Origin of the sequence: Streptomyces paromomycinus (assembly GCF_003865155.1) — a bacterium.
Lineage (GTDB): Bacteria > Actinomycetota > Actinomycetes > Streptomycetales > Streptomycetaceae > Streptomyces > Streptomyces chrestomyceticus.
Genome location: NZ_BHZD01000001.1, coordinates 1,771,283 through 1,792,601 on the forward strand (window position 1 = coordinate 1,771,283; position 21,319 = coordinate 1,792,601).

Sequence of the window (21,319 nt, forward strand, 5' to 3'; positions counted from 1 at the left end):
AGTAAAGACGCGACGGTGGAGCGGGCGCCCGACAGCCGGTACGGACGGCGGGCGCCGGGCGTTCGGCGCTTGGCGGGCCCCGCCGGAATGCTCACAGCGGGGCCCAGTCGTACGGTACCCAGCCGGGCGCCCGCACAACAGGGCGCGTCGCCGCTTTCACGGCATCGAGGACACCCGCTCCGCCGCCCGCTCCGGGAGGCGGAGGCCCGGCTGTTCCGCAGGGCGCGCGTCCGGCTCTTCCATAAAGCGTGCGTCCGGCTCTCCCGTAAGGCCGGTGGCCGGCTCCGCCGCCTCTTCCGCCAGCCGGCGCAGCGCCCGCGCCGACGGCGACCCGGGTTCGGCGTGGTAGGTGACCAGTTGCTGGTCCGGGTCGGCCGGCAGGGCCAGCGTCTCGTACGCGAGCGACAGCGGCCCCACCACCGGGTGCGTCAGCCGCTTCCGGCCGAAGCCCTTGTCCTGGACGTCGTGGGCCGCCCAGATCCGCCGGAAGTCGGCGCTCCGCGCGGACAGCTCGTCGATCAGCGCGCACAGCTTCGGGTCCTCCGGGAACCGGCCGACGTCCCGCCGCAGGTGGGCGACGACGTGCGACGCCTTCTCCGCCCAGTCGGCGTACAGCTCGCGCGTGGCGGGGGCGAGGAAGAGCTGCCAGGCCATGTTGCGCTCCTCGGGCGGCATCGCGGCGAAGTCACCGAGGAGGGCACGGGCGAGCCGGTTCCAGCCGAGGATGTCCAGCCGCCGGCCGACCACGTACGCGGGAACGCCGTCCATCGCGTCGATCAGGTCCTGGAAGGCGGGGCGTATCCGCTGCGGCAGGAGGGCGGGGCGCAGGCGCCGGGAAGCCGGTCTGACCAGGTGGGTCAGATGGGAGCGCTCGGCCCGGGTCAGCCGCAGCACGTCCGCGATCGAGTCCAGCACCGCCGTGGAGACGTTCTGCCCCCGGCCCTGTTCGAGCCGTATGTAGTACGCCACGCTGACCCCGGCCAGCTGCGCCAGCTCCTCCCGGCGCAGGCCGGGCACCCTGCGGCGGCCGCCGTGGTGCGCCAGACCGACGTCCTCCGGCCGGAGCCTGGCGCGGCGGGAGCGGAGGAATTCGCTCAGTTCGGTGCGCTGGTCCATCCCTGAATTATGACGGGCGCCGGGCGTCGTACGGGGAGCGGCATCGGCGGCGGCCAGGGGGCGGCCGCCGCACGGCCGGGGCGCCGGACACCGTACGGTCAGGAGCCCCGGCCCCCGTGCCGCCAGGGTGGTCCTCGCAGTAGTAGGAACGCCGAGCGTAGGTTCAACAGGGCACTGGTTGCCCCAGGCACGCAAGCCCACCCTGGAGTACATGAACCGCAACTCTGTTCCCGCATACGCAGCACCCGCCCCGAAGGCTCCCCTGGAGCGCACCACCATCGAGCGCCGGGAGCCGGGCGCGCACGACATCGTCATCGACATCAAGTTCGCGGGCATCTGCCACTCCGACATCCACACCGTGCGGGCGGAGTGGGGCGACGGCGGGCACTTCCCGATCGTCCCCGGCCACGAGATCGCGGGTGTGGTCAGCGAGGTCGGCTCCGAGGTGACCCGGTACGCGGTCGGCGACCGGGTCGGCGTCGGCTGCTTCGTCGACTCCTGCCGCGAGTGCGAGAACTGCCGGGCCGGCCTCCAGCAGTACTGCACCGGCGAGCTGGGCCAGGTCGGCACGTACAACGCCGTCGGCCGGGACGGCGTGGCCACCCAGGGCGGCTACTCCACCCACCTCGTCATCGACGAGAACTACGCGCTGAGCATCCCGGACAGCCTGCCGCTGGACGCCGCCGCACCGCTGCTGTGCGCCGGCATCACCCTGTACTCGCCGCTGGCGCACTGGAAGGCCGGCCCCGGCAAGAAGGTCGCCGTCGTGGGCCTGGGCGGCCTCGGCCACATGGGCGTCAAGATCGCCCACGCGATGGGTGCCGAGGTCACCGTGCTGAGCCAGTCGCTGCGCAAGCAGGAGGACGGCCTGCGGCTCGGCGCCGACCACTACTACGCCACGTCCGACCCGGAGACCTTCGAGGAACTGGCGAACACCTTCGACCTGATCGTCAACACCGTCTCCGCGCAGCTCGACCTCAACGCCTACCTGGGCCTGCTGCGCACCGACGGCACCCTGGTCCAGCTCGGCGCGCCGGAGCACCCGCTGCCCGTCGCGCCGTTCGCCCTGATCGGCAACCGCCGGTCCTTCGCCGGCTCGCTGATCGGCGGCCTGCAGGAGACCCAGGAGATGCTGGACTTCTGCGGCGAGCACGGCATCACCTCGGAGATCGAGGTGATCACCGCGGACCGGATCAACGAGGCGTACGAGCGGGTGCTCGCCAGTGACGTCCGCTACCGCTTCGTGATCGACACCGCCACGATCTGACGGCCGCGGGGCCCGGCCCCGCTGCCCGGGGTGCCGCCGCGGCGGCACCCCGGGACACCGTCGGCGCGACCCGGGCGACACCCGGAGATCACCGTGGGTACTGTCCCGGCGACAGGTTCCGTGCTACCTTCGAATCAGTTGCAGTTTTGGTACCCATAAACGTTATGTGCGCCTGACGGTATGTGACCGTCGGGCGCATTTTGTTTCTGCCGGTCACATCCGGATGGGCTCAATTGCGGCGACCCTGGAAACCGCGCAGTGCGGATTCCTCAACTGCCTCGATCGAAGGATAAAGACATGGCGACCGGCACCGTGAAGTGGTTCAACTCCGAAAAGGGCTTCGGCTTCATCGAGCAGGACGGCGGCGGCGCCGACGTCTTCGCGCACTACTCGAACATCCAGGCCCAGGGCTTCCGTGAGCTCGTCGAGGGCCAGAAGGTCTCCTTCGACGTCACGCAGGGCCAGAAGGGCCCGCAGGCGGAGAACATCGTTCTCGCCTGACGACCCGCAGGCCGGCCGGTCCCGACGGACCGCCGCCGCGACGGCAGGACTGCGTAGGCGCGAGCCGGAGCTTCACCCGAAAGGGTAAGTTTCCGGCTCGCGTCTTTTTGCACGGCTCGGGCATTTCCCAGCCCGGAACCAGCCGGGACCAGCCGGAACCGCTCGGAACCGGCCGGAACATTTCAGGCGGACGACAGTCCCCGTTCGGCCGCCCGCAAGGACTCCGTCAGGATTTCCGCGCCTTGTGCCGCCTCCTCGGCGGTCAGGGACAGCGGGGGCGCGATGCGCAGCGCGGCGCCCGCCAGGCCGCCCTTGCCGATGAGCAGCCCGCGCTCCCTGGCGGCCTCCAGGACGAGGTTCGCCGCCCGCGGCGACGGTTGACCGGTGTCCGGCGCCACCAGCTCGACACCGATCATCAGGCCGCGCCCGCGCACCTCCCGTACGATCCCGAGCTCCGCTCCGGCCGCCCGCAGCCGCTTGACGAGCGGGCCGCCGACGCGCCGGGCGTTGCCCTGGAGATCGTGGGCGAGGAGGTGGTCGAGGTTGGCCAGGGCCGCCGCCATGGTGACCGGGCTGCCGCCGAAGGTGGAGACGGAGTTCGCGCCGAGGCAGTTCATCACCTCCGCGCGGGCGACGACACCGCCGACGGACATGCCGTTGCCGATGCCCTTGGCGAAGGTCAGCAGGTCCGGCGGGCCGTTCCCGGCGTGTGCCTGCCAGCCCCAGAAGTGGTCGCCGGTCCGGCCCCAGCCGGTCTGCACCTCGTCGGAGATCCACAGGATGCCGTGCCGGTCCAGTACCTCCCGGAAGGCCGCGTAGAGCCCGTCGGGCGGCGAGGTGAAGCCGCCGACGCCCTGCACCGGCTCGGCGATCAGCGCGGCGACGCCCGCCGTCTGGCCGAGCATGTCCTCCAGGTCGGCGACGCAGGCGTCGATGTACGCGGCGTCGGACAGCCCGGCGTACGGGCCCCGGCCGCGCACGCCGCCGTGCACGTACAGCGTCTGGAGCGGCGAGAGCCCGGTCGGTGACCAACTGGCGTTGCCGGTGATGCCGACGGTCGAGAAGGACCGGCCGTGGTAGCTGTTGCGCATCGCCAGGATCTGGTTCGAGCCCCGGTACGCCGTCGCCAGCAGGAGCGCGGTGTCGTTCGCCTCCGTACCGGAGGTGGTGAAGAAGACCCGGGCGTCGGGGATGCCGGAGAGCGCGGCGATCCGCTCCGCCAGCTCCACCATGGGGCGGGAGAGGTAGAGCGTCGAGGTGTGCAGGATGCGGCCCGCCTGGTCGGCGACCGCCTTGGTCACCTCGGGCAGCGCGTGGGCGGTCATGGTGGTGAGGATGCCGCCGAAGAAGTCCAGGTAGCGGTTGCCGTCCGCGTCCCAGACGTGGCGGCCCTCGCCGTGTGTCAGCTCGATGGGGCGCTCGTACAGCAGCGTGAGCCAGTCGGGCAGGACGGCGCGGTGCCGGGAGCGCAGGTCGGCGGCCGGCGCCGGGGCCCCGGCGCCGTCCCGGGGCGCGTGCGGGGCCGTCACGGCCGGACCAGGCCCTCGTACGCGTCGGGGCGGCGGTCCCGGTAGAAGGCCCATTGCTGCCGCACCTCGTCGATCAGGCCGAAGTCCAGGTCGCGGACGACCAGTTCCTCCTTGGTGTCGCTGGCGACGTCACCGACGAACTGCCCGCGCGGGTCGACGAAGTAGCTCGTCCCGTAGAAGTCGTTGTCGCCGTACTCCTCCACACCGACCCGGTTGATCGCCGCGACGAAGTACTCGTTCGCCACCGCGGCGGCGGGCTGCTCCAGCTGCCAGAGGTAGGCGGACAGGCCGCGGGAGGTGGCGGAAGGGTTGTAGACGAGCTGGGCGCCGTTCAGGCCCAGCTGGCGCCAGCCCTCGGGGAAGTGGCGGTCGTAGCAGATGTAGACGCCGATCCGGCCCACGGCGGTGTCGAAGACCGGCCAGCCGAGGTTGCCCGGCTTGAAGTAGTACTTCTCCCAGAAGCCCTTGACCTGCGGAATGTGGTGCTTGCGGTAGGTGCCGAGCACGGTGCCGTCGGCGTCGATGACGGCGGCGGTGTTGTAGTAGAAGCCGGACTGCTCGACCTCGAAGACCGGCACCACGATCACCATGCCGGTCTCGCGGGCCAGCTCCCGCATCCGGCGGGTGGTGGGGCCGTCCGGCACCGGCTCGGCCCAGCGGTAGTGCTCCGGCTCCTGCACCTGGCAGAAGTAGGGGGCGTTGAAGACCTCTTGGAAGCCGATCACCTGCGCGCCCTGCGCGGCCGCCGCCCTGGCGTGTTCCTCGTGCTTCGCGATCATCGATTCGGTGTCGCCGGTCCAGGACGCCTGAACCAGTGCGGCGCGTACGACGTTACGGACAACATCGGCCATGAGCTGCTCCTTCGTCGAGCCGTCGGCCACGGGCCATGCGGATCTACGCGTGTGGAGGCGACCGTAGGCCTCGTGCAGCGGCGAGGCAAGACCATCTCCCCCGAGGGCGGGACGCGGGGCGGAACGCGGGGCGGAACGCGGCCCCGGACCGGCCGCCGGGCCGGGGTCAGCTTCTCGGGCCGCCTGCGCGCAGCGCGTGGCTGATGTCGCGGTGCCGGTTCGGCGAGACTCCGGCGGCGGCGTCCAGGAGCAGCGGGGTCAGCTCGCCCGGCGCGCTCGTGGTCGCCTCCACCGCCTCTTCGGGGGTACGGGCCCGCACGAGCGCCGCGAACAGTTCCCTGGCCTGGGCCGGACGGCCCGCGCCGAGCAGCGCCAGCGCTGTGTCCGCCACTTCCTCGACGGGGCGGGCGACGCCCTGGCGCAGCAGGCGCGCGCTCTCGGCCGTGCGCCCGGCGGCGGCGAGCGCGTCGGCGGCAGCGGCGAGCCGGGCGGGCGGCAGGCAGGCCGCCTCCCAGAGCAGCGTCGGCACTTCTGTCACCAGTCCGGCGTGCTCCAGCTCCGTGATGAGCACGGGCAGCTCGGCGGCGTGCGCGTGCGCGGCGGCGCACAGCAGGGCGTGCGCCTCGCCGCCGCGCCCGGCCGCCCGCAGCCGGGCGAGCCGGGCGGCGCTGGTGGAGGTGCGAGAGGCGGTGGGGGCAGAGGCCGGGGCGGGATGCGGGGCCGGGCGGGGTGCGGCCGGCTGTTCGGTCAACGCGTCGATGCGGGCCTGGAGTTCCCGAGCCCGGGCCCCCGACCGTGCGTGGTCGTCACGGGCCCAGGCCAGTTCGCCGGTGAGCCGCTCCGTCTCGGGGCCCCCGGCCGCCGCCCGGAGTGCGGCGAGCAGTTCCCGGCCGCGGAGCGCCGCGTACTGCCGTTCGCGCAGCATCACGTCCAACTGGTCCCCCAGCCGCGCGGAGGCGTCCGGCCGCGCGTCGTACGCCGCGACCGCCTCCTGGTGGAGCCTGCGCGCCCGTGGCCCGGCGGTACGTACGGTGTGTGCGCCACGCCGTTCCGCGAGGTCGTGCAGCAGCGACTCCACGACGTCCCAGGGCGGTACGTCCCGCCCGTCCAGACAGGCCCGTAGCCCTTCGGGGTCGCGGAGCGTGAAGACCCGGTACCACCCGGCCGTCTCGTCGAGCAGCCGGGTCAGCCCGCGCAGGAACCGCGCGAACTCCTCCACCGGCGTCCCCGGTTGTTCCCCTGCCACGTTCCGCTCTCCCTTCCCCCCGGCCCCGTGCACCCGCCCGCCCCCACCCCACGCCCGCTCCGCACACGGCACCAGCCGGGTTTCGGCCTGGATTGCGGGCGGACCGCGGGCGATGTGCGCGGGCCTGCCGCGCGGACGGCGCGGAGGTTCGCCGTCGTCGGTGGTGGGGGCCGGTCCGCCGACCTGGCCGATACGCTGCGGTCCGCCGCCGCCGGCCGCGGGCCCGTTCGGGGGAGCCGGGCCGCGGCCGCGCTTCGGGCGAGCCCCGCGGGGCACCCGCTGTCGCATGACCGACTACGGCTGTCGCACGACCGACCATGGTGGACCGTCCGGCCTGGACGAGTCGTACTGGATCGCCACCACACCCGGCACCTCCCACCCGCCGCTCACCGAGGACACCGAGGCCGACGTCACGGTGCTCGGCGCCGGGATCGCCGGGCTGAGCACGGCCTGGGAGCTGGCCAGGCGCGGCCGCAGTGTCGTCCTGCTGGAGGCGGACCGGATCGCCGCCGGGGTCACGGGCTACACGACCGCCAAGCTCTCCGCGCTCCACACCCTGGTGTACGACCGGCTGCGCCGCACCCGCGGGCCCGAGGGCGCCCGCCACTACGCGCAGTCCCAGCAGGGCGCGGTCGAGCACGTCGCCGAGACCGCCCGGCTCCTCGGCATCGACTGCGACCTGGAGCGCGGGCCCGCCTTCACGTACGTACGGGACCCGGAGAGCGTCGCGGGACTGCGCGCCGAGGCGGATGCCGCCCGCGCGGCCGGGCTGCCGGCCTCCTTCGTCACCGAAACCGGGCTGCCGTTCCCCGTGGCGGGCGCGGTGCGGGTCGAGGACCAGGCCCGGTTCCATCCGCGCAAGTACCTGCTCGCGCTGGCGGAGGACTTCCGCTCCCGGGGCGGTGTCGTCCACGAGCGCACCCGCGCCACCGGCCTGCACGAGGGTTCGCCCTGCCGGGTGACGACGGAGACCGGCGCCACCGTGACCTCGCACGATGTCGTGGTCGCCACCCACTACCCGGTCTTCGACCGTGCCCTGCTGTTCACCCGGCTGTCGCCGCGACGGGAGGTGGTGGTGGCCGCCCCGATCGACGCCGGCCGTGACCCGGGCGGCATGTACATCACACAGGAGGAGGGCAAGCGGTCCGTCCGTACCGCGCCGTACGGGGACGGGCAGCGGCTGCTCATCGTCACGGGCGAGACCTTCAAGCCGGGCACGGCCGACGCCGGCGAGAAGTACGCGGCGCTGACCGCCTGGACGCAGCGGCACTTCCCCGGTACCGAGGTGGCGTACCGGTGGGCCACCCAGGACAACGACGCCACCGACACCGTTCCGCTGATCGGCCCGTTCCACCCGGGCGCGCGGCACACCTACGTCGCCACCGGGTTCGGCGGCTGGGGCCTGAGCGGCGGTGCGGCCGCCGGCCTCCTGCTGGCCGGACTGATCACCGGCGACCCGCCGCCGTGGGCCGGCCTGTACGATCCCCGGCGGCTGTGGAGCGCCGTACGGGAGGCCCCCGCCTTCCTCAAGCACCAGGCCGAGACCGGCCGGCACTTCGTCGGCGACCGGCTGCGCTCCACGCACGCCGACTCGGCGGCGGACATCGCCCCCGGCACCGGGGCGGTCGTACGGGTGCGGGGCCGCCGTTGCGCGGTCTACCGCGACGAGAACGGAACGGCCCGCGCCGTGTCGGCGCGCTGCACCCACCTGGGCTGCCTGGTCGCTTTCAACGCGACGGAGAAGGCGTGGGAGTGCCCCTGCCACGGCTCCCGCTTCGCACCGGACGGCTCGGTTCTGCAAGGTCCGGCCACCGAGGCGCTGGAGGCGCGGGACCTGAAGTAGGCGGAACGGGGAGCGGACGGGGCGCCGGGCCGGTCCGGTCTCCGGGAGGAGCCGGTCGGTGTCGTGCCCACGTAGCGAGGCCCCGGCAGGGTCCTCCGGCCTCCGCGTTATCTTGCTCGGGCACAGGTCCGTTTCCGAGAGCAGCCCGGCGTCGCCGCTGTCCCCTCAGCCACGCGTCACTTCGCCGTGGCGCCGGGGCGAAGGGCCGTCTCGTCAGCCCGGCAGGGCGTCGCAGGCAGGGAGTTGAGGATGGGCGCGGAGGGCGCGCCGGCCACGGCCGGGAAACTTCGGGCGATCAGCGAGGAGCTGTCCGACCGCTTCTACGAGCGGGCCGACGTGGTGCGGACGCTGGTGGTGGCGCTGCTGGCCGGGCAGCACTCGCTGGTGCTCGGGCCGCCCGGTACGGCCAAGTCCGAGCTGGCCAGGGAGCTCACGGGTCGGATCGAGGGAGCGGCCTACTGGGAGATCCTGCTGTCGAAGTTCACCGCGCCGACGCGGATGTTCGGCCCCGTCGACGTGGCCGCGCTGGCGCGGGGCGAGTACCGGCAGGTGTACGACGGGCGGGCCACGACCGCGCACGTCGCGTTCATCGACGAGATCTTCAAGTGCTCCACAGCGGCGCTGAACGAGACGCTGGGCTACCTCAACGAGCGGATCTACCACCCCGAGAGCGGCGGCGAACCGATCCGCTGCCCCCTGATCGGCGCCATCACGGCGAGCAACGAGCTGCCGGCGGGCGAGGACACGGCAGCGATCTACGACCGGCTGCTGGTGCGGATCGAGGTCGGGTACCTGGAAGACCCGGCGAACTTCGCCGCGCTGGTCCGCTCCGCCGTCAGCCGCCCCGCGGCACCGCGGCGGACCACCGTCGAACTGGCCGCGTTGCAGCACGCGGTGACCGTGGCGGTCCCGGCCGTGGACGTGCCCGACCCGATCGTGGACGCGGTGTGCACGCTGCGGGCCGCCCTGCGCCGCAAGGAACTCGTCGCCTCCGACCGGCGCTGGCGGCAGGCAGTGGGCCTGCTCCAGGCGTCCGCGTACCTCGACGGCCGCGCGGCGGTCGCCGAGAACGATCTGTCGGTACTGACGCATGTGCTGTGGGACTCCCCCGCCGAGCGCCCCACCGTCGAGCGGGAGGTGCTGCACCTGGTCAATCCCGACGCCAAGGAGGCGCTCGACCTGGCCGACACCATCGAGGAGCTGGAGACACAGCTCGACGCGATGGCCGGGCAGTCCCGCGAGGCGCTGAGCGAGTGGGTCATCAAGAACGCCCACAACAAGCTCGCCAGGGCGGGCCAGCGGCTGGAGAAGCTGCGCGAGGAGGCGGCGGGCGCCGGGCGCTCCACCGCCGCGATCGACCGGGTGGCCGGGCGCCAACGCGCGGTCCGCGCCCGCGTCCTGACCGAGGCCCTCGGCGTGGACGCGAGCATGGTGCAGGACCGGCGCTGAGGAGTACGGATCATGGGTGGGACGCCGGGCAGGCTCGACGAGCTGGTGAGCCGGGCCGGGAGGTGGCTGGGCCGGTCCGGCGCGGGTCCGGGGCAGTGCACCACGGCCGTGGTCGCGGACCGGTTCGACCGGTTCACCTGGCGCGACACCTACGAGCAGTCGGCCGGGCTGCGCGAGCTGGCCGAGGAGCTGGGCGCGTGCCACGACGGCACCGCCGACCTGCTGGCCGATGTGTTCCTGGCCGCCTACAAGGCCGGCCCGCGGCTGCGGGGGCTCGCGGAGATGGCCCCGTCCCGGCTGGTCAACCACCAGGTCGTCGGCGCGCTGGTGGAATCGGCGGAATTCGCCGAGCTGCACCGGGAGACGGCCGGCGACCCGTACGCCGCCGCCATGGCCGTACTCGCCCAGGCCGCCGCGCTGCGCCGGATGCTGGAGCACTCCCGGGACGCCCAGGCGCGGGCCGAGCGCGCGCAGCAGGCCCAGCAGGCCGCCGACAGCGCGGCAGCCGCCGTGGGCGAGGCACTTCAGCAGGCCGCCGAAGGGGCCGCCGAGGACGGCACCGTACCGGGCCCGGCCGCCGACGCCGTACAACAGGCGGTCGAGGCCGCGGAAGCCGCCGAGGCCGCCGGGCAGCGAGCCGCCCAGGATGCCGCGCAGGCCCGCACGGCGGCGGCCCCCGGCCTCCGTGCCGCCGCCGGGAACGCGGTGGCGCAGGCGGCCGAGACCGTACGGGAGGAAGCCGCGCTGATGCGGGCCTGGGGCGTCGGGGCCGGCGAACTGGAACGGCTGCCGTTCGACGAGCGCGCCCGGCTCGCCGCGCGGCTGCGCACCAGCCGCCTCGCCCAGTGGGCCGACCTGATCGGCCGCTTCCGGCAGATGGCGAGCGGGGAGCGCGCCCGTAAGGTCGAGAACACCGCCGGGGAGCTGGTCGGCGTCACCCTCGGCGACGACCTGTCCCGCGTCGTCCCCTCCGAGCTGGCCAACCTCGGCCTGCCCGCGCTGCGCGCGGTGTTCGCCGCGCGCTACGCCGCCGGAGAGCTGATGCTCTACGACAGCCAGGGAGAGCAGACCGCCGGTCAGGGCGCGATCATCGCGTGCGTCGACACCTCGCACTCCATGTACACGGAAGGGCCCGGCGGCGGCACCCGGGAGGCGTGGGCCAAGGCCTGTGCCCTGGCGCTGCTGGACCAGGCCCGCCACTCCGGGCGGGACTTCGTCGGCATCCTGTTCTCCGCCGCCGGCAAGATCCGGGTCTTCCGCTTCCCGGCCGGCGAGCCGCCCGGCATCGACCGGGTGCTCGCGTTCGCGGAATCCTTCCTGGGCGGCGGCACCAGTTACCAGACGCCCCTGTCGGCCGCCCGCGAGCTGCTGGAGGAGGAGTTCGACGACGCCGCCCGCAAGCGCGGCGACATCGTGCTGCTCACCGACGACGAGTGCGACGTCACCGAGGAGTGGCAGCGCGGCTGGAACGACGCCAAGCGCCTGCTGGGCTTCCGGGTCTTCGGCGTGGCCATCGGCGCGCCGGGCGCCGCCGGGACCGGCTCGGTCCTGGAGGCCCTGTGCGACAACCTCCGCTCCATCGAGGATTTCACCGATGTGCACGCCGCCGCCGATCTGTTCCGGGTGATCTGACGTTCCGGGTGATCTGACGCTGCTTCCCGGGCGGCGCGCGGGTGAGACTGATCACCGTACCGCCGGGCCGGGCCCGGCACAGTGCGGCACTATCAGCCGCAACGCGAGCAATCAGCCATCTTGAGTGGGTGTTTCCCCCAGGTGGTGAGTACATTGGCCCCTTGCGGAGCCGGGGTGTCCCCTCCCGCCGGGGTGCACCGCCAGGTCCGTACGCCGCGTCGCCGGCGGGCCGCCCGCCCACGCGCCGGCGGCCCGCCCGCCCACGAGAGAATGGACCTTCCTTGAGCACGCCCCGCCTCGTCCCGCTGTCCCCGACCACCTGGGCGTGGACGCACGACAGCACCGCCTGGGGGTACAGCAACTGCGGGCTCGTGGCGTCCGACGGCGAAGCGCTCCTGATGGACACGCAGTTCACGCTCCAGGCCACCCGGGAGCTGCTGGACGCGATCGCCGTCGCCGTACCGGACGCGCGGGTGACCACCGTGGTCAACAGCCATCAGAACGGCGATCACACCTGGGGCAACGAGCTGATCGCGGACGCGGAGATCATCACGTCCGAGGCGTCCGCGGCGCACCTGTGCCAGGAGATGACCCCGGACATGCTGGCGGCCCTCAGCCGCGGCGAGCCGACCACCGCGGTCACCGCCTACGCCGTCGAGCACTTCGGCGTCTTCGACTTCGGCGGCATCACCGTCACCCCGCCGACGCGGACCTTCACCGGCAGCCTGGACCTCACCGTCGGGCGCACCGCGGTACGGCTGCTCGACCTCGGCCCCGGGCACAGCGCGGGCGACGTCGCGCTGCACGTCCCCGAGGACGGGGTGGTGTTCACCGGTGACGCCCTGTTCGACGGCGGCCACATGATCGTCTGGTCCGGCTCGCTCACGTCCTGCATCACCGCCTGCGACACGCTCCTGGGCACCGGCGCCACCACCTTCGTGCCCGGCCACGGCCGGATCACCGACCGGGCGGGCGTCACGGTCTTCCGCGACCGGCTGTCCCGGATCATGGACACCGCCACCGCCCACGCCCGCAGGGGTACGGAGCTGGCCGAGGCGGCCCGGCTGGTCGTGAAGGAGTACGCCGGTGATCTGGCGCACCCCGAGCGGCTGTTCACCGCGGTCGCCGCGGCCTACCGGGAGGCGGGCGCGGAGAACGTCCCGTCCACCACGTTCGAGCTGGTCGAGGGGATGGCTCAGCTCGCCGCCGGGTAGTCGCACGGCACCACCAGCATGAACCGCTGCGTACGGTCGCTGAGCGGCGCGAAGCAGCGGAAGGTGACCTCGAACTCCTCGTCCCCGTGGCCGGGCAGGTACAGCCAGCGCCGGTCGCCGTCGGGGTGGGTGACGGTCGTGAGGTCGTCGGTGAGCAGCCGGGCCGCGACCTTGTCGCGCTCCTTGATCTCGGCGACGACCTCCGCCAGCCTCCGGTTGTCCGGCTGTTCGGCGGCGGCCAGCCGGAGCTGGGACGCCATCGGCTTGGCCCAGGACTCCTCCCAGTCGATCAGCTGGAGGCGGGCCTCGGGGTAGGTCAGCGCCCAGATCATGACGTTGACGCCGTGCTTCATCCACGGCCAGTCCTGCTCGCACGCCGTGTTGTACAGGAGCACGTCCCAGGCCGCGTCGGAGAGGTACGCCGGCCAGGGCTGCACCTGGATGAGCGCGGACGTGGACGGGTCCACGGTGCCGTCGGGGCGGTACAGGGGCGGCGGCACCTGGCCCCGCGCGTAGACGAAGAGGGTGTGCCGCTGGGCCTCGTCGAGGTCGAGGATGCGCACGATGCGCTCCAGCCATTCGGCCTTCGGCCGCTCGATCCGGCCCGACTCCAGCCGGCGGTACCAGCCCTCGGTGACACCGGTGAGCGCCGCCGTCTCGGCCTGGGTGACACCGCGCCGGTCCCGGTGGCCGAATGTGGCGGTGAAACCGGGTACCTGGGTGGGGTCCCGGCGGCCGCGCCAGTTGCGCAGGAAGTCACCGAGCAGGTGCTTACTGGACATATGTTGCCAAACTCCCCGCGCGATTCGGTAAAGGGATCGAAAAGTTACGGCCGACTTTAACCCGGCGTCGCTACGTACCGAACCCGTCTCCCCCCGGACTCCACCCGGGCCTTCGATCCCACAAATCGCCGCAAACGCATCAAATCACTCCATCCCACTCTCCGGACCGGCACACCGCCTACCGGAACTCCTGGTACCGGTCACCGCAGGTGACCGGCGCCGGACGAGAACGATCAATCGGTTTGTGCCAGAGTGACTGACCGCGCGAGGCACCCGCGCCGCGGCACCCCCGCGGCCGCGCCGCCACCGCGCCGCCGGCGGGAGCCGGGCGTCCCAGCAGCAACCGAGAGGCATCCATGAGCCGCAGCGTCTTCATCACCGGTGGCAACCGGGGTATCGGGCTGGCGATCGCGGAAGCCATGGCCGCCGACGGGGACAAGGTCGCCGTCACGTACCGCTCGGGCGAGCCGCCGGCCGGCGTCCTGGGCGTCCCCTGCGACATCACCGACCCGGAGCAGGTCGAGGCGGCCTTCCGGCAGATCGAGGAGGCGCACGGCCCGGTCGAGGTCCTGGTGGCCAACGCCGGCATCACCCGCGACGCGCTGCTGATGCGGATGTCGGAGGACGACTTCGACGCCGTCGTGGCGACCAACCTCACGGCCGCGTACCGGGTGGCCAAGCGCGCCACCCGCGGCATGCTGCGGGCCCGCAAGGGCCGGATGGTCTTCGTCGGCTCGACCGTCGGCCTGCGCGGCGAGGCCGGCCAGGCCAACTACGCGGCGGCCAAGGCCGGACTCGTCGGTCTGGCCCGCTCCCTCGCCCGCGAACTGGGCTCGCGCAACATCACCGCCAACGTGGTCGCCCCCGGCCTCACCCGGACCGACATGGCCGCGGCGCTCCCCCAGGAACGCCTGGACGCCATGGTCGAACAGATCCCGCTGGGCAGAATGGCCCGCCCCGAGGACATCGCCGCGGCGGTGCGCTGGCTGGCCGGTGACGAGGCGTCGTACATCACCGGGGCCGTCGTCCCGGTGGACGGCGGCGCCGGCATGGGCCACTGAGGCCCGCGCGCACAGCCGCACACTTTCACCACCTCCCCGCGCCCTCCCCGGCGCGGGCGGACAGACCTGTCCCCACGAGGGGCGGTGCCGTGAGTGCTTGGACGGGGGTCAGGCGCTCACGCACCGGGGGACGGCGGGGAGCCTGTGAGACGCCGGTCACCGGCGTCTCACAGGCGCAGCAGGGCCGGCCGCGACCGGCCCCCGTCCCGGGCCGCGCGGCGGACACGCCGGACGCGCGGGCTCAGTGGCCGCCCCGGGGCTCCGCGCAGCCGCCCTCCATGTAGGCGCCGTGCGTCTCGATGTCGAGCGGCGGGCCCAGGCGGCCGGTGAGGCACGGGCCGTCCGGGAGCGACAGCGTGAAGCCGAGGGAGCCGCCCGAGCGGTGGACCCCGGTGACGTCCTTCGGGTAGGCGAGCCGTTCGAGCAACGCCGCGAGATCCCCCTCGTTCCGCACTCCGGCCGGGCCGGCCTTCCGCAGCTCCGCGGTGATGCGTTCGGCATGCGCGGTGCCCCGGCAGCGGGCGTTCGGTGTGATCCGGGCCGTCTGCTTGTAGCCGTGGTTCTCCGCGTAGCGCGAGTTCTCGGGGTTCAGCGCGGCGTTGTCCGGCGGATCACTCGCCGGAGGGCTCGGGAGACGCGTGGACGCGCCCGCGCAGCGGGCGGCGATGTCCCGGAAGAGACGGGAGCCGGCCGTGGATCCGGAGCGGGTGGCGCCCTCCGAGCCGGTGGCAGACTCCGGGCCGGTCGTACGTTCCGGGCCGGTGGCATGCTCCGGGCCGGTGGCATGCTCGGTGCCGCAACCGGTCAGCGTCAGCAGCGCGGCAGCGACCACGGCTGCTCCTGCTGCGGCCAGGCGTTTCACAGGGCACTCCGATACGGCCGGGGCATGGCGGACAGGGGCACATTGTGCCCGTATGCGCCGTACCGGTCATGAGTACGCCTACTCAGACGCCGCGCTCCCGCGCCGCCGGGACCGGAGCGGGGGCCGCCGGTGCCGCGCCCCTGGCCAGCAGCAGCAAGGCGTCGACCAGGTCCTCGGCGGTCGAGCCGGTGGCCAGGCGCCGCAGCTGCTGCCCCGTGACCAGGGCGACCACGGTGCCCGCCAGCCGCTCGGCGTCGGCGACCCCCAGCGCCGTCAGGATGCGGGCGGCGAGCCGGTCGTACGCGGCGAAGCACTCGGCGGCCGCGGCCCGCAGCCGCTCGTCGCGGCCCGCCTGGACGTACAGTTCGAACGGCGCGATGTGCTCGCTGTCGAACTCCGTACCGCCCGCTACCTGGCCGACCAGCGCGGCGGCTTCGGGGAGTCCGATCCGGTCGAGGCGGCTGTCCTCGGCCAGTTCGGTGAAACGCCGGGTCTCCTCGCCGACGAACCGCAGCAGGCTCTCCCGCAGCAGGTCGTGCTGGGTCGCGAAGTGGTACGTCACCGAACCCGGCGAGACACCGGCCTCCTTGGCGATGCGCCGGTTGGTGACGGCGGCGACACCGTCGCGGCCGATGATGCGCAGGACGGCGCCGATGATGCGACGCCGGGTGTCCCCCGTCCGGATCGGCGCACCGGCGGGGCCGTCCGGCTCGCGCACCGGCCAGGCTTCCGTACGTCCTGGCCCGGCCTCCGTACGTCCTGGCCCGGCCCCGCGCGGCGTCACCGGCCCACCGTGCCCGCCGGACCGGACCCGCCCACCGTGTCCGCTGCACCGGACCCGCCCGTCGCCCGGAGCCGGCCGGCCACCACCTTCAGACCGCGCATCCGCGCCCGCACCCCCGGGCCGCCCTGCGCGGCGGGCACCGGCACCGTGCTCTCCGCCGCCGCTTCCGGCCACCGTTCGTACCAGCGCAACTCCGCCTCCAGCTGGGCCGCGAGCGAGATCAGCAGGGGCTCCGAGTGGGCGGGCCCGAGGAGTTGGGCACCCAGGGGGAGGCCGCCGACGGTGAACCCGGCGGGCACGCTGACGCCCGGCCAGCCGAGGACGTTCCACGGCCAGGCGTACGGACACGCGGCGATCATGGCCCGGTCCGTCTGCCAGCCGTTCATCCGCGCGAGCGTGCCGATGCGCGGCGGCGGCGCGGCCGTGGTCGGCGTCAGGATCAGGTCGTACGGGCCGAACAGGGCGCCCACGCGCGCATGTTGCCGCTTTTCCGCCACCCGCGCCCGGCGCAGCACGGGCCCGCCGAGCAGCCGCCCCAGCCGGGCCGCGTCGCGCGTCCGGCGGTCCAGCAGCGCGCGGTCGGGCGCCCGCGCCACCCATTCCCGTACGCCCGTCGTCGCCCGCGGCACGAACGCGAGGCCGATCAGCCCGTAGTCCGGTTCCGCTTCCTCGACGTGGTGGCCGAGGCCTGCGAGGGTGCGGGCGAGGGCGGTGACGGCGGACCGGACCTCCGGGTTGAGGGGCTTGGGCGTACCGGTGAAGGCCGGCTTCCAGGAGAGCGCGATCCGCAGCCGTCCCGGGTCGCGGTCGGCCGCCGCGCGGGCCGCGACCGGGCGGGGCCGGTGCAGGTCGCCGTCGTGGTTACCGGCGGCGGCGTCGAGCAGCAGTGCGGCGTCCCGGACCGTACGGGCCAACGGGCCCAGCACCGTGATGCCCTGGAAGGACTCCGGATCGGGCCAGGTGGAGATGCGGCCGCGCTGGGGTTTGACGCCGACGAGGTGGGTCCAGGCGGCGGGGATGCGGACCGAGCCCGCGCCGTCCGTGCCGAGGGCGGCCGGTACCAGGCCGGCCGCGACCGCGGCGGCCGAGCCGCCCGACGAACCGCCGGGCGTGTGGCCCGGGTTCCACGGGTTGCGGGTGTCGCCGAAGGCGGGCCCTTCGGTGAACGGCCACTGCCCCAGCTCGCACGCGTTGGTCTTGCCGACGACGACCGCGCCGGCCGCGCGGAGCCGCCGTACGGCCTCGGCGTCCGCCCGCTTGGGCGGGAACTCCCCGGCACAGCCGAACGCGGTGGGTTCGCCCGCCACGTCGGTGTCGTCCTTGACCGCGACCGGCACGCCGAGCAGCGGCAGCCGCTCGCCCGCGGCCAGCCGCCGGTCGGCCGCGGCGGCCTCGGCGAGCGCGGCCTCGGCGCGTACCCGGCGGAAGGCGTTGACCGTGTCCTGGGTGGCGTCGATGCGGGCCAGCGACCGCCGCACCAGCTCGGCCGCGGACACCTCTCCCGCCGCCAGCGCCGCGGCCTGCTCGGCCAGCCCTTCGTACTCCCTGGTGCCGGTGTCCCGTATGCCCATGGCTCCCCCTCGGCGGCACTGTTCGTTCGAACGAACAGCTTCGACGGTAACCGGGGGCCGCGCGCGCTTCAACGGCACGCCCGCTGCAACGGCGCGCCCGCTGCAACGGCACGCCCGCTTCCGTGACGCGCCGCGGCAAGGGCGCGCCCACAGTGTCACGGCCGGTGCCGGCCGAGTTCCGCGAGGCGGGTCAGGGCGGGCAGCGCGTCGGCGAGCGCCTGCCGTTGTCCGGAGGTCAGCTGGGCCACCAGCGGTTCCAGGTGGCGCGTGCGGTGCGTGTGGCGGGAGCGGCCGATCCGCCGTCCGGCCTCGGTGATGCGGACCAGGACGGCGCGTCCGTCGCTGGGGTCGGGGCGGCGTTCGACCAGGCCGTCGCGCTCCAGCCGGGTGACCAGCTGGGTGATGCCGGGCTGGCTGACCTGCTCGGTCCTGGTCAGTTCGGTGAGCCGCATGGGCCCGTCGGCGAACGCGAGGGTGTCCAGCACCGACAGGGTCGTCAGGGACAGTTTCTCCGGCGTGGGCAGCCGGGCGTAGAAGCGGTTGAAGTACTCGACCGCGGTGGCGAAGGCGTCCACGTCCAGGTCGCCGTCCGGGGCAGGGGGCGGGTGGTCGTTCAGGTCGTCGTTCACCCGTGAAACATATCGTACGGTTATGTAATGCACTTATGGTCCCACTGTGTGCCGATTCGGGCGGACCTGAGGCGTCCGGTGGGTGACGCACGGCCGCGCGTCACCCACCGGACCCGGTCCCTCCGCCGCTCACGGCAGCGGCCTCACCCCTTGGGGCGTACCACCATCGCCGACCCGCCGCCGCGCCGCTGCTTCTCCGCCGCCGCCAGCCAGCGGCCGTCCGGCAGCCGCTGCACGCCGGTCGCCGCGCCGATCTCCGGGTTGCGGGTGAACCTGTGGCCGATGGCCTCCAGCTGTGCGCGGACCGGGCTGTCCCACAGCCCGGGTTCCAGCTCGGTGGCGGCCGCGTTGCGCTGGCTGGCGCGGGGCGCGGCGATGGCGTCGACCAGCGGCATGCCGCGCTCCAGGTGGTTCAGCAGGCTCTGCAGGACGGTCGTGATGATCGTCGCGCCGCCGGGCGAGCCCAGCGCCACCACCGGGCGGCCGTCCCGCAGCACGATCGTCGGGGACATCGAGGACCGCGGGCGCTTGCCGGGGCCCGGCAGGTTCGGGTCGTGCACAGCCGGGTTCGCCGGGGCGAAGGAGAAGTCCGTCAGCTCGTTGTTGAGCAGGAAGCCGCGGCCCGGTACGACGATGCCGCTGCCGCCGGTCTGCTCGATGGTGAGGGTGTAGGCGACGACGTTGCCCCACTTGTCGGCGACGGTCAGGTGGGTGGTGTTCTCCCCTTCGTACGGCGTCGGGGCGGCCCGGCCGCCGGCCGCGCAGGGCTTCGGGTGGCGCGGGTCGCCGGGCGCCAGCGGGCTGGTGAGCACCGCGTCGTCCTTGATCAGGCAGGCCCGGGAGTCGGCGAAGCGCTGCGAGGTCAGCCCGCGCGTCGGCACGTCCTCGAACTCCGGGTCGCCGACCCAGCGCCCGCGGTCGGCGAAGGCGATGCGACTGGCCTCGATGTAGCGGTGCAGGTAGTCCTTCTCGCTCAGTTCCGAGAGGTCACTGTGCTCCAGGATGTTGAGCGCCTCGGCGACGGTGGTGCCGCCGGAGGAGCCGGGGGCCATGCCGTACACGTCCAGGTCCCGGTAGCGGGCCTTGGTCGGTGCCTGGCGGCGGACCTCGTACTCCCGCAGGTCCTTCGCGGTCAGGTCCCCCGGCCGCACCTTGCGTTCGGCGCCGGGACGCACCGGCGGCTTGCGGACGGTGCGTACGACGTCCTTGCCGAGCCGCCCGTCGTACAGCGTGCCGACGCCCTTGTCGCCCAGTTCCTTGTACGTACGGGCCAGGTCGGGGTTCTTCAGGGTGGAGCCGACGACCGGCAGCCTGCCGCCGGGGAGGAAGAGGCGGGCGGTGGCGGGGAAGTCGCGGAAGCGCGCCTCGTTGGCGGCGGTCTGCGAGCGGAACGTCTCGTCGACCGTGAAGCCGTCGCGGGCCAGTTTCTCCGCGGGCTTGAGGAGTTCGCCCAATGAGCGGGTGCCCCACCGCTCCAGCGCGGTGTCCCAGGTCGCGGGTGTGCCGGGGGTGCCGACGGACAGGCCGCTGGTGACCGCCTGGTCGAACGGGATCGGCTTGCCGTTCTCCAGGAAGAGGCCGCGGTCCGCGCTGAGCGGCGCGGTCTCCCGGCCGTCGAGGGTCCGTACGGTGCGGGACTTGGCGTCGTACGAGACGAAGTAGCCGCCACCGCCGACCCCGGCGGAATAGGGCTCGGTGACGCCGAGGGCCGCGGCGGTGGCGACCGCGGCGTCCACCGCGTTGCCGCCCTTGCGCAGCACCTCGATACCGGCGGCGGAGGCGTCGGCGTCCACGCTGGAGACCGCGCCGCCGTGGCCGACCGCCACCGGAACCTTCGGCGGGGTCGCGGCCGGGGCGGCCTTCGACGGGTGGGCGGCAGGCGCCGGCGCGGTGGCGGCCGGTACCGCTGCCGAGGCCGGGACGGCGGTCAGCGAGCCGGCGAGCGCGGCGACCACCCCCAGCGCGGAAAGACGTCGGGCAGGTGTCATGCGGCGTTCCCTCCTGGCCTGTTCGGGCGGCAGGGGCCGGAGCCTACCTGCGTGATCAAGGGGGCGACAGAGGGCGCGAGCGCGGGGCGCGAAAGGGGTGCGAACAGCCGAGCGGCCCGCCGGGGCGCAACGGTACGGGGCGCCGTACAGCGGGCGGTGTCCCGTATGCCCGTACAGACCCGGGCAAGGCCGCCCAGCCGCCCGCCCCACGTTCGAACACACTCCCGGTCAGCCGCTACGCTCCCCCGCCATGGACGACTCCCTGCTCCTCGTGACCGTGGCGGCGGCCGCCCTCGTCGTGGGCGCCGCGGCCGGCTGGGCCGCGCACGCCGCCGTGGCGCGCCGCAGGCTGGACCGCGAGCAGAGCTTCTTCGGACTGCCCGACGGATCGGAATGCGTGCTGGTCACCCACCGGGACAGCACCTCGGCCCACTGGAGCATCCCGCGGCACGACGCGCTCGCGCTGCTCGGACTGGCCTCGGTGGTGGAGGCCTGCGGCGCGCACGCCGAGGTCGCGCCGCACGACACCGGGCTCCAGGGCTTCGGCGCGCGCACCGAGTTCTGCGTGGGCGACCCGACCGCGCACCGGCGGCTCGCGGCGCACCTGGCGAACCTGCTGCCGGGCGTCGCCGTCCACCCCGGCGACGAACACGGCATCGGGCGCGGCACCTTCGCCGTCGGCGGTTCGACGTACCGGATGGAGCCGGGCGCGGTGGAGTACGTGCTGCTGGCCCGGCTGACCGCCGTCGAGAGCGGCCGTCCGGTCTTCCTCGCGGCCGGGCAGCGCCCGGTGACCCACCGGGCCGCCGTACGGCACCTGGTGCGCAACCGGGCGCGGCTGGCCCGCAAGCACGGCGCCGACGGGCAGTTCTGCCTGCTGCTCAAGGTCGTCAACTCGCAGGCGTACGGCCCCGACGTGGTGGAGCTGGTCGCGGACGTGACGAAGGCCGCGCTGGCACCGGCCGAGCCGAAGGGGCACCGGGCGGGGGTGTAG

General features: G+C 73.9%; 18 protein-coding genes. 8 read left to right on the forward strand and 10 right to left on the reverse strand.

Annotation, left to right across the window (positions count from 1 at the left end; genetic code table 11):
* Nucleotides 1-156 precede the first annotated feature (156 nt).
* Nucleotides 157-1,116 (reverse strand): helix-turn-helix domain-containing protein, encoded by a 960-nt coding sequence (locus tag OEIGOIKO_RS06810; RefSeq protein WP_125052809.1) that lies wholly within the window; start codon nt 1,114-1,116, stop codon nt 157-159.
* 211 nt (nt 1,117-1,327) lie between these two features.
* Here OEIGOIKO_RS06810 and OEIGOIKO_RS06815 point away from each other — a divergent pair, with 211 nt between their 5' ends.
* Both OEIGOIKO_RS06815 and OEIGOIKO_RS06820 read left to right on the forward strand, forming a co-directional pair.
* Nucleotides 1,328-2,383 carry an NAD(P)-dependent alcohol dehydrogenase gene (locus OEIGOIKO_RS06815; RefSeq protein ID WP_125052811.1) on the forward strand — a complete coding sequence of 352 codons (1,056 nt, stop codon included), beginning with the start codon at nt 1,328-1,330 and terminating at the stop codon, nt 2,381-2,383.
* A gap of 297 nt (nt 2,384-2,680) precedes the next feature.
* Nucleotides 2,681-2,884: a cold-shock protein gene (locus tag OEIGOIKO_RS06820; protein ID WP_030020385.1), complete on the forward strand. Its 204-nt coding sequence runs from the start codon at nt 2,681-2,683 to the stop codon at nt 2,882-2,884.
* Nucleotides 2,885-3,066: 182 nt separating this feature from the next.
* Here OEIGOIKO_RS06820 and OEIGOIKO_RS06825 read toward each other — a convergent pair whose 3' ends face one another.
* From OEIGOIKO_RS06825 to OEIGOIKO_RS06835, 3 genes are all read right to left on the reverse strand, one after another.
* Nucleotides 3,067-4,413: an aspartate aminotransferase family protein gene (locus tag OEIGOIKO_RS06825; RefSeq protein ID WP_371858892.1), complete on the reverse strand. Its 1,347-nt coding sequence runs from the start codon at nt 4,411-4,413 to the stop codon at nt 3,067-3,069.
* Nucleotides 4,410-5,264, reverse strand: a complete 855-nt coding sequence (locus OEIGOIKO_RS06830) for a nitrilase-related carbon-nitrogen hydrolase (protein ID WP_125052813.1) — start codon at nt 5,262-5,264, stop codon at nt 4,410-4,412. The genes OEIGOIKO_RS06825 and OEIGOIKO_RS06830 overlap by 4 nt, the downstream gene beginning before the upstream one ends.
* Nucleotides 5,265-5,430: 166 nt before the next feature.
* Entirely contained in the window at nt 5,431-6,510 is a 1,080-nt protein-coding gene (locus OEIGOIKO_RS06835) for a hypothetical protein (protein ID WP_125052814.1), read from the reverse strand.
* A gap of 286 nt (nt 6,511-6,796) precedes the next feature.
* Here OEIGOIKO_RS06835 and OEIGOIKO_RS06840 point away from each other — a divergent pair, with 286 nt between their 5' ends.
* The 4 genes from OEIGOIKO_RS06840 to OEIGOIKO_RS06855 all read left to right on the forward strand — a co-directional run bounded on the left by OEIGOIKO_RS06840 (nt 6,797) and on the right by OEIGOIKO_RS06855 (nt 12,648).
* Entirely contained in the window at nt 6,797-8,353 is a 1,557-nt protein-coding gene (locus OEIGOIKO_RS06840; protein WP_125052817.1) for an FAD-dependent oxidoreductase, read from the forward strand.
* 249 nt (nt 8,354-8,602) lie between these two features.
* Nucleotides 8,603-9,802, forward strand: coding sequence for an AAA family ATPase (locus OEIGOIKO_RS06845; protein ID WP_125052820.1), 1,200 nt, complete (start codon nt 8,603-8,605; stop codon nt 9,800-9,802).
* A 12-nt stretch (nt 9,803-9,814) separates the two neighbouring features.
* Nucleotides 9,815-11,434, forward strand: a complete 1,620-nt coding sequence (locus OEIGOIKO_RS06850) for a VWA domain-containing protein (protein ID WP_125052823.1) — start codon at nt 9,815-9,817, stop codon at nt 11,432-11,434.
* Between the two features lie 281 nt (nt 11,435-11,715).
* Nucleotides 11,716-12,648, forward strand: a complete 933-nt coding sequence (locus OEIGOIKO_RS06855; RefSeq protein ID WP_170251576.1) for an MBL fold metallo-hydrolase — start codon at nt 11,716-11,718, stop codon at nt 12,646-12,648.
* Here the strand turns inward: OEIGOIKO_RS06855 and OEIGOIKO_RS06860 are convergent.
* Nucleotides 12,630-13,430 (reverse strand): MmyB family transcriptional regulator, encoded by an 801-nt coding sequence (locus OEIGOIKO_RS06860; protein WP_125052829.1) that lies wholly within the window; start codon nt 13,428-13,430, stop codon nt 12,630-12,632. The genes OEIGOIKO_RS06855 and OEIGOIKO_RS06860 overlap by 19 nt on opposite strands.
* A 356-nt stretch (nt 13,431-13,786) precedes the next feature.
* Between OEIGOIKO_RS06860 and OEIGOIKO_RS06865 the strand changes: the two genes are divergently transcribed.
* Complete coding sequence (locus OEIGOIKO_RS06865) at nt 13,787-14,491, forward strand: beta-ketoacyl-ACP reductase (protein WP_125052832.1); 705 nt, start codon at nt 13,787-13,789, stop codon at nt 14,489-14,491.
* A 241-nt stretch (nt 14,492-14,732) separates the two neighbouring features.
* Here OEIGOIKO_RS06865 and OEIGOIKO_RS06870 read toward each other — a convergent pair whose 3' ends face one another.
* The 5 genes from OEIGOIKO_RS06870 to ggt all read right to left on the reverse strand — a co-directional run bounded on the left by OEIGOIKO_RS06870 (nt 14,733) and on the right by ggt (nt 20,325).
* Nucleotides 14,733-15,323: a hypothetical protein gene (locus tag OEIGOIKO_RS06870; protein ID WP_125052835.1), complete on the reverse strand. Its 591-nt coding sequence runs from the start codon at nt 15,321-15,323 to the stop codon at nt 14,733-14,735.
* Between the two features lie 112 nt (nt 15,324-15,435).
* Nucleotides 15,436-16,071: a TetR/AcrR family transcriptional regulator gene (locus OEIGOIKO_RS06875; protein WP_246177240.1), complete on the reverse strand. Its 636-nt coding sequence runs from the start codon at nt 16,069-16,071 to the stop codon at nt 15,436-15,438.
* Between the two features lie 62 nt (nt 16,072-16,133).
* Nucleotides 16,134-17,708: an amidase gene (locus OEIGOIKO_RS06880; protein ID WP_125052838.1), complete on the reverse strand. Its 1,575-nt coding sequence runs from the start codon at nt 17,706-17,708 to the stop codon at nt 16,134-16,136.
* 155 nt (nt 17,709-17,863) lie between these two features.
* Entirely contained in the window at nt 17,864-18,337 is a 474-nt protein-coding gene (locus OEIGOIKO_RS06885) for a MarR family winged helix-turn-helix transcriptional regulator (RefSeq protein ID WP_246177241.1), read from the reverse strand.
* 143 nt (nt 18,338-18,480) lie between these two features.
* On the reverse strand, nt 18,481-20,325 hold the full coding sequence (gene ggt, locus OEIGOIKO_RS06890; RefSeq protein WP_125052841.1) for a gamma-glutamyltransferase: 1,845 nt from the start codon (nt 20,323-20,325) through the stop codon (nt 18,481-18,483).
* Nucleotides 20,326-20,575: 250 nt separating this feature from the next.
* Between ggt and OEIGOIKO_RS06895 the strand changes: the two genes are divergently transcribed.
* Nucleotides 20,576-21,319: a hypothetical protein gene (locus OEIGOIKO_RS06895; RefSeq protein WP_125052844.1), complete on the forward strand. Its 744-nt coding sequence runs from the start codon at nt 20,576-20,578 to the stop codon at nt 21,317-21,319.